Consider the following 14,472-nt stretch of genomic DNA (forward strand, 5'->3'; position numbering starts at 1 on the left):
TGGTCAGTCAACCGGCCAGGTGTGCACCGGCTCGTTGCCGCGCTGAAGCGCCGCGTAACGCTGCACCATGTCGTGCAGGGCCGCGTCGCGGTCCATCCCCCGGCGCCGCTCGGCGGCCCAGACCGCCTCGGTCTGCCACACCGCGCCGTTGCGGCCGGTGCGGCACCGCTGCTCGATGACGCCGAGCAGGTGGTCCCGCTCGGCCGGCGCGACGCCGAAGCGGTCCAGCCCGACGGCCGCCGTCGGCAACAGGGTGTCGAGCACCAGCTTGGTCACCGGCACGTCCCCGAGGCGGGGCCAGTGCAGGACTGCGTCCATGCCGCGCCGGGCGGCGGTGTGGAAGTTCTCCTCCGCCGAGCTGAACGTCAACTGGCTCCAGATCGGCCGGTCCGCCTCGGCCAGGCCCCGGGCCAGTCCGAAGTAGAAGGCGGCGTTCGCCAGCATGTCGACCACCGTGGGACCGGCCGGCAGCACCCGGTTCTCCACCCGCAGGTGCGGGCGGCCGTTCATGATGTCGTAGACCGGCCGGTTCCAGCGGTAGACCGTGCCGTTGTGCAGCCGCAGCTCCGCCAGTTCGGGGACGCCGCCGGCGTGCAGCACCTCGACCGGGTCCTCGTCCTCGCAGATCGGCAGCAGCGGCGGGAAGTAGCGGACGTTCTCCTCGAACAGGTCGAAGATCGAGGTGATCCAGCGCTCCCCGAACCAGACCCGGGGGCGTACGCCCTGGGCCTTCAGCTCGTCGGGGCGAGTGTCGGTGGCCTGCTGGAACAGTGCGATCCGGGTCTCCGCCCAGAGCTGTCGGCCGTACAGGAACGGCGAGTTCGCCCCCACCGCCACCTGGACGCCCGCGATGGCCTGGGAGGCGTTCCAGTAGTCCGCGAAGCTGTCCGGGGCGACCTGGAGGTGGAACTGGAGGCTGGTGCAGGCGGCCTCCGGCGCGATGGAGTCGGTGTGCGTCTGCAACCGCTCGACGCCGCGGATGTCCAGCTCGATGTCCTCGCCGCGGGCGCCCACGATCTGGTCGTTGAGCACCCGGTACCGGGCGGCGGTGGAGAGGTTGTCGGCGACCAGGTGGCGCTCGGTGAGGGTGGGCAGGATGCCGACCAGCACGATCCGGGCGTCGGACTTCGCCGCCCGCTCGTCGGCCCGGGTCAGGCTGCCGCGCAGGTCGTGCTCGTAGTCGGCGAAGCCGCTGCCCTCGATCAGCCGGGGTTTGGCATTCAGCTCCAGGTTGAACTGCCCCAGCTCGGTCTGGAAGAGCGGGTCGGCGATGTCCGCGAGGATCTGCTCGTTGCGCATCGCCGGCTCGGCCGCCGGGTCCATCAGGTTGAGTTCGATCTCCAGCCCGGTCATCGGCCGGTCGGCGTCGAAACCGAAGTCGTCCAGCATCAACGCGAAGACGTCCAGACACCGCCGGACCTTCTGCCGGTAGCGGACTCTGTCCTCCCGGGAGAAGGCGCCCTGCTCGACGTCCCTGCCCATGTGTCCTCCCGGCGCGAGGCGCTGCGGAACGTGCCGTTCCGCAGCGCATTGTGAACCATCTACGGTAAATGTGCCCAACGCCCCGGGCCAGCGGCCGACGCCGGGCGATCACCGCGACGACGGCCACGACCGGGCCGAGGGTCGCTCCCGATGGATCTCTACCCAGGTGGGCGTGCCCGCCATCGGGCACGGCGACCGACGGTTCGTGACAATTCGCACCGTCCCGTCGGGGACGCCAGCTCCACGCCGCCCCGGGGCTCGCGGGCCCGACACGGACCGTGGGCCCGCGCCGACTGGTGCGGCGCGGGCCCACGGGGTCTTCCGGTGCTCAGGACTCAGGGTGTGCAGTCCTCGAAGTTGCGGGGATCAGGCCTGGCGGACGGCCTCGCCCTCGATCTCGATCTTGATCTTCTTGCCGACCAGCACACCGCCGGTCTCCAGGGCGACGTTCCAGGTCAGGCCGAAGTCCTCGCGGTCGATCTCGGTGCTCGCGGAGAACCCGAAGATGTCCTGGCCGAACGGGCTGCGCCCGACGCCCTCGAACTCGACCTCCAGCTCCACCGGGCGGGTGACGCCCTTGATGGTCAGCTCGCCGGAGAGCACGAGCTCGTTGCCGTCCCGGGACTTCACGCCGGTGCTGCGGTACTCCAGGGTCGGGAAGGTCTCGGTGTCCAGGAACTCGGGGCTGCGCAGGTGTGCGTCCCGGTCGGCCTGGGCGGTGCTGATGCTCGCGGCCTGGATGGTCGCGGAGACCGTGGACTGCAGCGGGTCCTCGGCGATCGTGATCGTGGCGGTCGCGTCGGCGAACTCACCACGGACCTTGCTGACCATCATGTGCCGGGCGACGAAGCCGACCCGCTTGTGAGCCGCGTCCAGCAGATAGGTGCCGGCGGCCGGGATGGTGAGGCCGTCCCACTCGCGGGTAACCGATTCGGTGCTGCTGGTCATGGTGCTGTCCTCCAGGGGAGATTGTTTAGTAGTCCAACGGCTGACTGAGCAACTATAGCCGCAACAATATTCCCCGTGTCAAGTACTGCTACGATGGGCGGGTGGACCAGAACGTGTTCGACGACCCCCGGATCACCGCCGTCGGCCTGCTCGTCGAGGCGCACGCCGGGCTGTCGGCCCGGTTCGCCGCCCAGTTCGAGGAGCACGGGCTCTCCCCGGTCGAGTTCGAGATGCTGACCCGCCTCGCCCGCTCGCCCGGCAACCAGCTCCGGATGACGGACCTGGCCGCGCAGACCTCGCTCTCCACGAGCGGGGTGACCCGGGTGGTGGACCGGATGGAGCGCGACGGGCTCCTCCGCCGTCGGGCCTGCCCGTCCGACCGGCGTAGCTCGTACGCCGTGGTCACCGCTGCCGGCCTGGAACGGTTGGACCAGACCCTCCCGGGGCACCTGCGCATCATTGAGCAGTGGTTCACCGGCCAGTTGGCGCCCGACACGCTGCGCGTCCTCCTCGACGGCCTCCGGCAGGTGCGCGACGCTGTGCATCCGGGGGCCACGGCGGGCAGCACCGAACCGAATCCGGCGGAACCGACCGCCCCGCCCGGCGGCTGACTCCCCCGGCGGCCCTCGCCGGACGCGGGTGCGGAGGCCGGGCGGTCTCCGGGTGGTGATACCGGCAGAAAGACCGGCAGAATCGGCTCAGCCAGCGGTAGCTATCCGGGTGAAACGGACGAAGTCCATTACCCGCGGTGGCTACTGTGCTCTCAGCGGGGGCGCACCGGGGGGTGCTGGCGCGAGCGATGAGCGAGGGGTAACACCAGGGGGCTCCTTCGCTCGCGCCACCCCTCCGCGCCACCCCTCCGCGCCACCACTGCGCGTCACCACTGCGCCCGGCGTGAAGTCGCTCCGCCGCGCCGCCGGGTCACCCATTCACCACGCCGACGTGTCCGAGATCGTGTCCGGCGGCCCGCAGCGGCGCGAGCTGGGCGACCTCCCGAGGCAGCAGGGTGATGCCGGTCTCCCGGCAGAGCCGGTCCAGCCGGTCGAGCACGTCCGTGTCGACGGTGCTCGCCGCCAGCCCGACCAGCGCCTCCACCACGTCCCGGCGGTCCCGTCCGGCGGCGCCCGCCTCGACCGCGGCGGCGAACCACTCCGCCGCCAGGTCCCGGTCCCCCCGGTGCAGGGCGATGTTCGCCTCGATCAACGCGCAGACCGCGTCCTCGAACCGGGCGTCCGCGACCCGGCCACGGGCGTCCCACCCGAAGGCCGGCCGGCCACCGGCCAGACCCGCCCCGAGGGCCGCGTCGCCCGCCGCGCACGAGCGGAGGCCGGACAGCACCTCGGTCGCCTCGTCCGGGCGCCCGTCCTGGGCCAGCGCCAGTCCGACGGTGCCGAGGGCCCGGCGGCGGTGTCCCGGATCACCGAGCTCCGCCACCCCGGCCAGCACCCGTCGGCCCTGCGCCACGGCATCGGCGTATCGGCCCTCCAAGCGGGTCACCTCCGCCAGATTCGCCCGGGCCAACACCCTCAGTCGCCGCTCGCCGCACTGCGCGGCCAGTCGGTCCACCGCGGCCAACCGGCGGCGGGCCCCGGCCAGGTCGCCCAGCCGGGTCTCGTGCCAGGCCAGATTGTTCTGCGCCACGGCCATGTCGCGTACCCGGCCGTGCCGGGTGGCCAGGGCGAGGACGGCGAGCGCCTGTTCCCGCGCCTCGTCGTGCGCGTCGGTGGCGACCAGCAGCGCGCCGAGCACCGTACGCGCCTCCAGTTCGCCGGTCACGTCGCCGACCCGGTGGAACACCGCCCAGGCCCCCCGCGCCGCCGGCAGTTCCTGCTCTGCGGCCCCGTGCTCGGCGGCCAGCCGGGCCGCCCCGAGCGCGGCCCACGCGCGCAGCATCGGGTCGGCGTCAGCGGTACGCGGGTCGGCCAACAGCCGGCACAGCCACTGCCGCCCGAGGACGTTGCGCCCCCGGAACCGCCACCAGCGGGCCAGTCCGGCGGCCAGCCGCAGCGCGGTGACCGGGTCGTCGACCGCCGCGTGGGCCAGTGCGGCGGTGATGTCGCCGGTCGCCTCGTCGAGCCGGCGTACCGCCGAGGTGAGCTGGGAACCTGCCAGGTCGGCAACGGTACGGCCCACCAGCCGTGAGAAGACCTCGGCATGCCGCCGCCGGACGACGCTCAGCTCGCCGGCGCCGATGGCCTGCTCGGCGGCGAACTCCCGCACCGCGTCGAGCAGCCGGAACCGGAACGGCCCGGCACCGCGCACGCTGAGCAGGCCGAGCTGGAGCAGCCGGTCCAGCAGCGGCACCGGGTCGACCGACACGGTGCCCTCCGGGTCGGCGTCGTCGGCGAGCATCTCCTCCGCCAGCTCCACCGACCAGCGGTTGCGGAACGCGGAGAGCCGGCGCAGCGCCGCCCGCTCCTCCGGCGCGAGCAGGCGGTAGCTGGCCGCCACCGCGTCCCGCAGGGTGACCGGCGCGCCGCCCCCCGCCCCGCCCGACGCCGCCGGCCCGGGTACCGCACCGCCCGGTTCCGCCGGCCTGCCGCCCACCGCAGGGCCGCCGCCCGACGCAGGGCCGCCGTCCATCGCAGGGCCGCCGTCCATCGCAGGGCCGCCGGGCCCGGCCGAACCGGCGGGCCGCCGGATGGCCGCCGGGTCCGGCGGCCGAGGGGCGTGCGCCCCGCCGGGCTCGGACGCCGCCCACCCCGGCCCGGGCGCCGGCACCGGGGAGGTGGCGAGGTCGAGGACGCGATCGCCGTACCGGTCGAGCAGCTCGTTGAGATCGAGGATGCGTCCCCGGGCGGCCATCAGCTCGATGGCCAGCGGCAGCCCGCCCAGCCGGCGGGCGAGCGCGGCGAGGGCCGGCAGCTCGGCCGGGTCCGGTGGCTCCCGCCGTACCCGGGCCAGGCGCGCGGTGAACAGCGCCACCGCCGGGTAGCCGGCGAGGACGTCGGGTTCCGCCGGGTCGAGCTCGGGCGGGGGAACGTCCAGCGGCGGCACCGGCCAGACCCGTTCGCCCGGCACACCGACCGGATGCCGGCCGGTCACCAGGATCCGCAGCATGGGCACCGCCCGGGCGAGCCGGTGCAACGCCTCGGCCACTGGGTCCGGCGCACGTTCCACCGCGTCGATCAGCAGCAGCGCCGGGCGGCCGGCGAGCCGGACGGCGAGGTCCGGGGGGCGGGCGCCGCCGAACACGGCCGCCACCGCCGAGAGCACGTCGGCGGTGTCCGAGCCCTCCCCGACGAGCACCCCGGCCGCGCCCCCCGGCGCCCGGCCGGCGACGGCGTGGGCCACCGCCAGGGCCAGCGCCGTCTTGCCCACCCCGGCCAGTCCGACGAGGCTGACCACCGGTGGGCCGTGGCCGGCGGTCAGCAGTTCGACGAGCTCGGCCACGTCCTGCTCCCGACCGATCAGCTCGACCGGTGGCGGAAGCGCGATCGGCGTACCGGCGGACTGGGTGCCCGGCGGCGGCCCGGCGCCGACGGCCGGGGGCGGTCGCCACGACGGCCTGGCGGCGGGGGCGGACCGGGCCGGGGCCGCGCCCCGGGCGGCGGCGGTGAACTCCGCGAGCGCCGGACCGGCCAGGGCCAACGCGCCGGCGAGCAGCTCGACGGTGGTCCGTTGCGGTCGCGCGGACCGACCGCGCTCCAGGTCGCGGACCGTGCGCACGCCGATGCCCGCCCGGGACGCCAGCTCGGCCTGAGTGAGACCGGCCGCGCGCCGGTACGCGCGCAACAGGTCCGACAGGCCGGTACGACCGTCCGCACCCGGCGAACGATCATGATCGGGAGCCATGGGCAGGAAGGGTACGGATCGGGTGTGACGGCCGGCAGGCAACCGTCGCCCTGCCGACGCCTCCGGACACGGATATCCGACAGTGCCGCAGTGGTTGCGGTCGGCGGGGCCGTCGCCGGGCCGCAGGCGTCAGCGCGGGCCCCCGCCGTTCACAGGCCGAGGTCGCGGGCGATGATCATGCGCTGGACCTCGCTGGTGCCCTCGCCGATCTCCAGGATCTTCGAGTCGCGCCAGAACCGGGCCACCGGGTACTCGTTCATGAAGCCGTAGCCGCCGTGGACCTGGGTGGCCTCGCGGGCGTTGTCCACGGCGATCGTGCTGGCGTGCAGCTTGGCGATCGCCGCCTGCCGCTTGAACGGCTCGCCGGCCAGCATCCGGGCGGCGGCGTCGTAGTACGCCAGACGGGCGGTGTGCGCCTTCAGCTCCATGTCGGCGATCTTGAACTGGATGGCCTGGTAGTTGCCGATCGGCTGGCCGAACGCCTGGCGCTCCTTCGCGTACTTCAGCGACTCGTCGACGCAGCCCTGGGCGAGACCGACGGCGAGGGCGGCGATGGCGATCCGGCCCTCGTCGAGGATGCGCAGGAACTGGGCGAAGCCCCGGCCTCGCTCGCCGAGCAGGTTGGCGGCCGGGACCCGGCAGTCGTCGAAGGTCAGCTCATGGGTGTCCGAGGCGTTCCAGCCGACCTTGGAGTAGCCCGGGGCGACCGTGAAGCCGGGGGTGCCGGACGGCACGATGATGGTGGACAGCTCCTTGCTGCCGTCCGGCCGGGTTCCGGTGACGGCGGTGACCGTCACCAGGGCGGTGATGTCGGTGCCCGAGTTGGTGATGAACGCCTTCGAGCCGTTGATCACCCACTCGTCGCCGTCCAGCACCGCCCTCGTCTGGGTGCCACCGGCGTCCGAGCCGGTGCCGGGCTCGGTGAGGCCGAAGCCCGCGAGGGCCTCGCCGCTGACCAGCTTCGGCAGCCACCGTGCCTTCTGCTCGGCGGTGCCGAAGCGGAAGATCGGCATCGCGCCGAGGGAGACCGCCGCCTCCAGGGTGATCGCCACGCTGGAGTCGACCCGGGCCAGTTCCTCCAGGACGAGGCAGAGGGCGAAGTAGTCGCCGCCCATGCCGCCGTGCTCCTCGGGGAAGGGCAGGCCGAACAGGCCCATCTTGCCCATCTGCCGGACCACCTCGTACGGGAAGGTGTGCTTCTCGTAGTGCTCGGCGATCACCGGCGCGACCACCTCCCGGGCGAAGTCCCGGACGCTCTCCCGCAGCGCCTCTTGCTCCTCGGTGAGCCGGAAGTCCATCGGTTCCTCCTGTACGGGTTCCTCCGCCGGGCGCTCGTGACGCCGACGGGTGGGGGTGGTTCCGGGTGACGGTGGCGGTGCGGGCCCCTGGGGTGCGGGGCGGTCAGACCGGGGTAACGCCGTGCCGGCGGCGGGAGAAGTGCCGGTCCTTGGTGCGGGCGGCGACGAACCGCCGGACCAGCTCGGCACGCAGCTCGTGCGGCTCGACGATCGCGTCGACCACCAGCTCGCTGGCGAGCCGGACGACGTCGATGTCCCGCTCGTACTCCTCGCGCTTCGCGGCGACGAAGGCGGCCCGCTCGGCCTCGTCGGCGATGGCCGCGATCTTGTTGGCGTAGACGGCGTTGACGGCGGCCTCCGCGCCCATCACCGCGATCTTCGCGGTGGGCAGGGCGATCGTGGCGTCCGGCTCGAAGCCGGGGCCGGCCATCGCGTACAGGCCCGCGCCGTACGCCTTGCGCACCACCACGCAGATCTTGGGTACGGTCGCCTCGGAGATCGCGGTGATCATCTTCGCCCCGTGCCGGATGATGCCCTGCTTCTCCACCGCGCTGCCGACCATGAACCCGGGCACGTCGGACAGGAACAGCAGCGGCACGTTGAACGCGTCGCAGAGCTGCACGAACCGGGTCGCCTTGTCGGCCGAGTCGACGAAGAGCACCCCGCCCTTGAACATCGAGTTGTTACCGACCACGCCGACGACCTGGCCGTCCAGCCGGCCGAAGCCGATGGTCAGCTCCTTGGCCCAGAGCGCCTGGATCTCGAAGAAGGAACCGTCGTCGAGCAGCCCCCGGACGTACCGGCGCATGTCGAACGCCTGCCGCTCGCTGGCCGGGACGAGCGCGGCCAGGTCGGCCCGCTCCGGCGCGGGCACCGCCTCGGCGGCCGGCGGCTGCTGCGTCCAGTTCGCCGGCAGGTACGACAGATAGCGCCGGACCACGTCGAGCGCGTCCGCCTCCGTCTTGCAGAGGAAGTGCCCGACGCCCGACTCGGCGCAGTGCACCTTGGCGCCGCCCATCGCCTCCAGGGTGGTCTTCTCCCCGGTGACCATCTCGACCATCCGATCGGAGCCGAGGTACATGCTGGCGTTGCCGTCCACCATCGCCACCACGTCGCAGAACGCCGGGATGTACGCCCCGCCGGCCGCGCTCGGCCCGAACAGGGCGCACACCTGCGGAATCGAGCCGGAGGCGCGGACCTGGTTCCAGAAGATCTTCCCGGCACCGCGCCGGCCCGGGAACAGGTCCACCTGGTCGGTGATCCGGGCACCGGCCGAGTCGACCAGGTAGACCATCGGCACCCCGGTCGAGTACGCCCGCTCGATGATCCGGATGATCTTCTCGACGGTACGCGCGCCCCAGCTCCCGGCCTTGACCGTGGAGTCGTTGGCCATCAGGCAGACCTGCCGGCCGTCGATGGTGGCGGTGCCGGTGACCACGCCGTCGGCGGGCAGGCCCTCGGCCAGCGCGTTGGCGTACAGCCCGTCCTCGACGAAGGAGCCCTCGTCGACCAGGAGCGCCACCCGCTCGCGGGCGAAGAGCTTTCCCTTGGCGGCGTTCGCCGCGTGGTACTTGTCCGCACCGCCGGCCCGGGCGCGCTTGCGCAGTTGCTCCAGTGCCTCACCGTCGAGCGTCACGCCGACTCCCTCGCCGCCTGACCGGCCGCGCGACCCGTGAGAATGCGCAGCAAGTGACCTGAACGATCGTTAGGCTAACGCATCCCCCCTTCCCCCTCCAACACCCCGCCCCACCCCCGCCCTGTCGAGGTGTTGATCAAGAGGTTTACGTCGGGCTGGTCGAAAGTCCTGACGCAAACCTCTTGATCAACGAGGTCCATTCGGGGTGGGTGGGGTTAGGTGGGGAGGGGGGTTAGGCGGGTGCGGGGGCCGGCGCGGAGGACGCCGGAGGGGAGCTTCTTGCCGAGCAGGTGTTCGGCAAGTTCGGCGGCCTCGATCAGGGCGTCCAGGTCGATGCCCGTGTCGATGCCCATGTCGTGCAGCATGTGCACCGCCTCCTCGGTGGCCAGGTTGCCGCTGGCCCCCGGGGCGTACGGGCAGCCGCCGAGGCCGCCGACGCTGGCGTCGAACTCGGTGATCCCGAGCTCCAGCGCGGTCAGCAGGTTCGCCAGCGCCGTGCCCCGGGTGTTGTGGAAGTGCAGCAGCACCGGGACGTGGGCGTTGCGGTCGCGTACCGCGGTCAGCAGCTCGCGGACCCGGCGCGGCGTGCCCATGCCCGTGGTGTCGCCGAACGCGACCCGGTCCGCGCCGTCGCGGACCACCCGGTCGACGATGCCGGCGACCCGTCGGGGGGCCACGTCCCCCTCGTACGGGCAGCCGAAGCTGGTCGCCACGATCACCTCGGCGGTCGCCCCGGCCCCGTGCAGCAGGTCGATCAGCTCCGCGATGTCGTCGAGCGACTCGTCGGTGGACCGGTTGACGTTGCGCCGGTTGTGCGTGTCGCTGGCCGAGACCACCACCTCGATCTCGGTGAACCCGGCCGCGAGGGCGCGCTGCGCGCCCCGGGTGTTCGGCACCAGCGCCGAGTAGCGCACCCCGTCGACCTTCGCGGCCCGCTGCCACACCTCGTCCGCGTCGGCCATCTGCGGGATGGCCTTCGGGTGCACGAACGACACCGCCTCGATCCGGCGGACGCCGGTACGGGAGAGCGCGTCGATCAGCCGCACCTTGGCCCCGGTCGGGACCGGCTCCTCGTTCTGGAGCCCGTCGCGCGGCCCGACCTCGCGGATCGACACGGCTGCGGGCATCTGACTCATGGTCACCTCGCTGTGACGTCGGGTCGCCCGGACGCCGTCGCCCGGACGCCCCTCGTAGGGGCGGCAGACGGGCGACGCCGGACGACCGGTGGTCCCTCCAGGGAACCAGAACGTCGGGAGCGGACGCCAGACCGGCCCCCGGCCGGGTGAACGCGGAAGCGCGGCGAACCGCGGCGGACGGGAGACGCACGCCGGGGCGAGCCGAGCCGCCTAGCAGCATTCCCAGTCGATGGCCGGACGCGCTGTGCGGCGCCCGCCCCGCCCGGGTGGCCCGTCCGGCCGACCCCGGGGGCCACGTTCGCCGGAACGGGGGACCGGACGGCCAGAATCCCCCCGGCGCATCGATCGGCCGCGCCCCGGATCGTTACGTTGGGCACGCCCCGACTCGCGACGGTGGGTTGGGGCGGCGAGGCGGCCGGCCGTCGGCCCGCCCCTCGCCACCCCCTCCGGGATCAGGGCTGCGACGGTCCTTCCAAGAGCTCCGCAGCACCCCGGAGCATGGCCGAGAGGGCGCCGGCGCACGCGACGGCGTCCTCTCGGCCCAGAAGCACGGCCATGGCGACCCCGCCCTCCGCGCCCAGCGACATGGATCGCAGCCACCGGACCACCCGCCGACGGTCGACGGGCCACCCGGCGCCGCCAATCGGTCTTCCTCTTGTCATTTCATCCATCCAGAGACGCAAGATGCACCGATGGAATTTCCACCGGTCGAATACGCACGTTCCGATAACTGCCGAACCGGCGGATCGCCGCCGCACCGGTCACGCGACGGGAACAACGACGCGGTCCGGACGGGGTACGCGCGGTTCTGGCCGGGTAGCCGCGGGACAGGGCGGCCAAAGTGGATGATCGGCGCCGAATGACCGTAGCCCAGTAGCCGTACGGAATCGGAAAGCGGTCGGCCGCGTGGAATCAGACCGTCCTACCCGGACAGGCACCCGGCCAAAAACTGACCGTGGGCGCAGGAAAAGCGGGCCCGCCGTTGATCAGAGGGGGTACAAATACGGTTCCGAGTCATGTAGCTCTTGGAAGGACCGACATGACCCCGCACAACACCACGCCGTCCCCGGCGGGAGGGCAGCATCAGCGGCACCGACTCGTCGCCCGCGCACGACTGGCCGCAGGCTACGAGTCCCGGTACGGCTCGGCGGCGGTCTCCGCGTACGGGCTGGCGGTCCGCGACGTCGTCGAGGGCTGCCCGGAGATCGGACCGATCGACACGTGGAGCAAACTGTCCGAACGGATCTGCCGGGACCGGCCCGGACGGAACCGGGACGCTCTGCGCAAGCGGCTCTCCCGGCACTTCACCACGGAGACCAAGGGCCCGCCGTGGCCGACGGTGGTCCTGGTCGTGGAGTACACGGTGCCGAGGGCCGACCGCGACGCGACGCTGGACCGCCTCGGGCTGCTCTACGAGGCGGCCCGGGAGGAGAGGCCGCCGTCGCGGGGCCGCGAGCCGGCCGGACCGGTCCACCCCCACGCCGACGCCCACCCGAACGACGGCGACGGCAGTGGCGGCAACGGTGGCGGCGGCGGCGAGGACGGGCTGCGGCGGGAGAACGCCTCGCTGCGCCGGAGGCTGGCCGCCAGCCAGGCCGAGAACGACCTGCTGCGCGCGGCCCTTCGCGCGCCGGCCCGGCCGGCGGTGCGGGGACACTCGCGACACCGGCCGCTCGGCGGCGAGCCCCGCCCGGAGGACGTGCCGCGACAGCGGGAGTCCTCGGCCCCGGGCGGGACGCCGCGCGGAGGCTGGAACCCCGGGCGCTTCCCCGCCGGGCCGGCCCCGACCAACGACGCGCCCGCCGGGCGGCACCGGTCACCCCGGGTCGACCCGGTCTGGCTCACCGTCGGCCCCGCCCCAACCCCGCTCCCGTACGCCGTCGGGGACGTCCGGACGGAGGTGATCAAGAGGTTTGCGTCGGCGCAGGACGAAACCCCGACGCAAACCTCTTGATCAACGCGGGTGGGGGGTGGCGGGTTAGCGCATGCGGGGGACGATGCCGGTGTCGTAGTCGCCGGAGAGGAATTCCTCGTTCTCCAGTAGCTCCGCGTGGAACGGGAGGTTGCATTTCGGGCCGGCGATCTCGAAGGCCGCCACCGCCGCCCGGGCCCGCTCTACAGCCTCTGCCCGGTCGCTGCCGCTGACGATGAGCTTGGCCATCAGGCTGTCGTAGAACGGGGTCACCGTGTTGCCGGCGACGTAGCCGGAATCGACCCGGACACCCTCGCCCGTCGGCTCGTTCCAGGTCTTGATCGCGCCCGGGCCGGGCAGGAACCGCTTCGGGTCCTCGGCGTTGATCCGCAGCTCGATGGCGTGCCCGCGCGGGGCGAGCGCGTCCGGGTCGAACGTCGGAGCCAGGCCGGATGCCACCCGGAGCTGCTCCTCGACCAGGTCGACGCCGTAGACGTATTCGGTGACCGGGTGCTCCACCTGGAGCCGGGTGTTCATCTCCAGGAAGAAGAATTCTTCGGAGCCAGAGCCAGAGCCAGAGCCAGAGCCGGAGCCGGAGCTGTCGTCCGCCAGGTTCCGCTGACGGGGGACCAGCAGGCACTCGACGGTGCCCGCGTTGCGGTAGCCGACCGCCTCGCCCGCGCGCACCGCGGCGGCGAGGAAGCGCTCGCGCAGCTCCGGCGAGACCGCCGGGGACGGGGACTCCTCGACCAGCTTCTGGTTGCGCCGCTGCACCGAGCACTCCCGCTCGCCGAGCGCCACCACCCGGCCGTCGGCCAGGCCGAGGATCTGCACCTCGACGTGGCGCACCCGGGGGAAGTACCGCTCGATCAGCACCGAGCCGTCACCGAACATCCGCTCGGCGAACGCGCGCACCTTGTCGTACTCGATGCGCAGCGCGGCCTCGTCGGTGGCCACGCCCATGCCCATGCCGCCGCCGCCGGCCGCCGCCTTGACCATCACCGGGTAACCGATCTCGGTGGCGGCGGCGACCGCCGCGTCCAGGTCGGCCGCCGGGTCGGTGGTGCCCGGCGCGACCGGGACCCCGGCCGCCGCCATCAGGTTCCGGGCGTTGATCTTGTCGCCCATCGCGGTGATCGCGTCCGCGCCGGGCCCGACCCAGACCAGCCCGCTGGCCTCGACGGTACGGGCGAACTCGGCGTTCTCGGACAGGAAGCCGTAGCCGGGGTGGATCGCCTGCGCGCCGGTCGACTTGGCGGCGGCGAGGATCGCCTCGACGTTGCGGTAGCTCTGGGCCGGATTGGCCGGGCCGACACAGACCGCCTCGTCGGCCTCGGTGACGAACGGCAGGCCGGCGTCCGCCTCCGAGTACACCGCGATCGCGCGGATCCCGAGCCGCTTCGCGGTACGGATGATCCGGCGGGCGATCTCGCCCCGGTTGGCGACCAGCAGCGACTCGATCATGTTCTCCTCCAGCGTCCAAAGGGTGGGACGGTGCAAGGGAACCATGGGTGGGCCGGTACGCACGAGTCAAGCGCCGCAGGTCCGGGTCCGGAGCAGGCCGGCCCAGGACGGACCGGCGACGACAGGTGGCCGGCGTGACCCGGGCGGGCTCAGGCGGCCGTCTCGGCCAGCAGGGCGGCCAGGGTGGCGGCGCGCAGCAGGGCGGCCCGGCGCCGCCGGTCCACCTCACCGCCGAGGAACGGCGTCGAGTTCATCAGGCCGAACGCGGCGTGCGCCAGGACCCGCGCCTCGCTGGCCGGCAACCCCGGGTGCAGCGCGGTCAGCACGGTCACCCACTCCTCGACGTACATCCGCTGGAGCCGGCGGATGCGGCGACGCGGCTCGTCCGGCAGCCGGTCCAGCTCGTGCAGGTGCAGCGCGATCACGGCCGGATTGGCCAGCGCGAACTCGACGTGGAAGTCGATCAGCGACTCCAGCGTTCCGCGCGGGTCGTCCGGGTGGCCGGCGGCCCGCTCCCGCCCGCCGTCGAGCAGCCCCTCGCTGACCGGGACCAGCGCGGCGACCAGCATCGCCTCCTTGCCGGCGAAGTGGTGGTAGAGGGCGGGGCCGGTGACGCCGGCGGCGGCGCCGATGTCGTCCATCGACACGCCGTGGTAACCCCGCGAGGCGAAGAGCCCGACCGCGATCTCCAGGATCTCGTCCCGCCGGGACCGCCGCCGACCCGTACCCGTCACGCCGCCCGCCGCCCCCCGTGCCCGCTGCTCCACACTCACCGGGCAAGCCTAGACCCGCCCCAGGACG

10 protein-coding genes and 1 pseudogene are annotated in these 14,472 nt (G+C 73.3%); 2 read left to right on the forward strand and 9 right to left on the reverse strand.

The annotated features are described in order from the left end of the window. Positions 1 to 3: 3 nt before the first annotated feature. Entirely contained in the window at positions 4 to 1,482 is a 1,479-nt protein-coding gene (locus C5N14_RS11500; RefSeq protein ID WP_117668078.1) for a glutamate--cysteine ligase, read from the reverse strand. Between the two features lie 366 nt (positions 1,483 to 1,848). Beyond that, positions 1,849 to 2,430 carry a YceI family protein gene (locus C5N14_RS11505; RefSeq protein WP_117668079.1) on the reverse strand — a complete coding sequence of 194 codons (582 nt, stop codon included), beginning with the start codon at positions 2,428 to 2,430 and terminating at the stop codon, positions 1,849 to 1,851. A gap of 101 nt (positions 2,431 to 2,531) precedes the next feature. On the opposite strand from C5N14_RS11505, the gene C5N14_RS11510 reads away from it, so the two are divergent. Next, positions 2,532 to 3,041, forward strand: a complete 510-nt coding sequence (locus C5N14_RS11510; protein WP_117668080.1) for a MarR family winged helix-turn-helix transcriptional regulator — start codon at positions 2,532 to 2,534, stop codon at positions 3,039 to 3,041. Positions 3,042 to 3,351: 310 nt separating this feature from the next. Here C5N14_RS11510 and C5N14_RS33020 read toward each other — a convergent pair whose 3' ends face one another. From C5N14_RS33020 to C5N14_RS11535, 4 genes are all read right to left on the reverse strand, one after another. Further along, positions 3,352 to 6,225 carry a helix-turn-helix domain-containing protein gene (locus C5N14_RS33020; protein ID WP_243639456.1) on the reverse strand — a complete coding sequence of 958 codons (2,874 nt, stop codon included), beginning with the start codon at positions 6,223 to 6,225 and terminating at the stop codon, positions 3,352 to 3,354. 149 nt (positions 6,226 to 6,374) lie between these two features. Beyond that, positions 6,375 to 7,523 (reverse strand): acyl-CoA dehydrogenase family protein, encoded by a 1,149-nt coding sequence (locus C5N14_RS11525; protein ID WP_117668081.1) that lies wholly within the window; start codon positions 7,521 to 7,523, stop codon positions 6,375 to 6,377. Positions 7,524 to 7,626: 103 nt separating this feature from the next. Beyond that, the gene (locus tag C5N14_RS11530) at positions 7,627 to 9,159 is read right to left on the reverse strand and encodes an acyl-CoA carboxylase subunit beta (protein ID WP_117668082.1); all 1,533 of its coding nucleotides are present in this window, start codon (positions 9,157 to 9,159) and stop codon (positions 7,627 to 7,629) included. A gap of 215 nt (positions 9,160 to 9,374) precedes the next feature. After that, the gene (locus C5N14_RS11535; protein ID WP_207892701.1) at positions 9,375 to 10,286 is read right to left on the reverse strand and encodes a hydroxymethylglutaryl-CoA lyase; all 912 of its coding nucleotides are present in this window, start codon (positions 10,284 to 10,286) and stop codon (positions 9,375 to 9,377) included. A 1,048-nt stretch (positions 10,287 to 11,334) separates the two neighbouring features. Between C5N14_RS11535 and C5N14_RS11540 the strand changes: the two genes are divergently transcribed. Beyond that, on the forward strand, positions 11,335 to 12,249 hold the full coding sequence (locus C5N14_RS11540) for a hypothetical protein (protein ID WP_117668084.1): 915 nt from the start codon (positions 11,335 to 11,337) through the stop codon (positions 12,247 to 12,249). A 24-nt stretch (positions 12,250 to 12,273) separates the two neighbouring features. On the opposite strand, the gene C5N14_RS11545 is transcribed toward C5N14_RS11540, so the two are convergent. From C5N14_RS11545 to C5N14_RS11550, 3 genes and pseudogenes are all read right to left on the reverse strand, one after another. Then, positions 12,274 to 13,335 (reverse strand): biotin carboxylase, encoded by a 1,062-nt coding sequence (locus C5N14_RS11545; RefSeq protein WP_371685835.1) that lies wholly within the window; start codon positions 13,333 to 13,335, stop codon positions 12,274 to 12,276. A 66-nt stretch (positions 13,336 to 13,401) separates the two neighbouring features. Continuing rightward, positions 13,402 to 13,716 (reverse strand): annotated as a pseudogene (locus tag C5N14_RS34145) (biotin carboxylase N-terminal domain-containing protein); the annotation flags it as partial. Positions 13,717 to 13,820: 104 nt separating this feature from the next. After that, positions 13,821 to 14,444 (reverse strand): TetR/AcrR family transcriptional regulator, encoded by a 624-nt coding sequence (locus C5N14_RS11550; RefSeq protein WP_117668086.1) that lies wholly within the window; start codon positions 14,442 to 14,444, stop codon positions 13,821 to 13,823. Positions 14,445 to 14,472: the final 28 nt, after the last annotated feature.

It is taken from the genome of Micromonospora sp. MW-13, assembly GCF_003434305.1.
In the GTDB taxonomy this organism is placed as follows: Bacteria; Actinomycetota; Actinomycetes; order Mycobacteriales; family Micromonosporaceae; genus Micromonospora.

Bases quoted from the DNA above. Each gene is read 5' to 3' on its own strand.
- C5N14_RS11500 (WP_117668078.1), bottom strand. From the start codon at position 1,482: ATGGGCAGGGACGTCGAGCAGGGCGCCTTCTCCCGGGAGGACAGAGTC.
- C5N14_RS11505 (WP_117668079.1), bottom strand. From the start codon at position 2,430: ATGACCAGCAGCACCGAATCGGTTACCCGCGAGTGGGACGGCCTCACC.
- C5N14_RS33020 (WP_243639456.1), bottom strand. From the start codon at position 6,225: ATGGCTCCCGATCATGATCGTTCGCCGGGTGCGGACGGTCGTACCGGC.
- C5N14_RS11525 (WP_117668081.1), bottom strand. From the start codon at position 7,523: ATGGACTTCCGGCTCACCGAGGAGCAAGAGGCGCTGCGGGAGAGCGTC.
- C5N14_RS11535 (WP_207892701.1), bottom strand. From the start codon at position 10,286: ATGCCCGCAGCCGTGTCGATCCGCGAGGTCGGGCCGCGCGACGGGCTC.
- C5N14_RS11540 (WP_117668084.1), top strand. From the start codon at position 11,335: ATGACCCCGCACAACACCACGCCGTCCCCGGCGGGAGGGCAGCATCAG.
- C5N14_RS11545 (WP_371685835.1), bottom strand. From the start codon at position 13,335: ATGGGCGACAAGATCAACGCCCGGAACCTGATGGCGGCGGCCGGGGTC.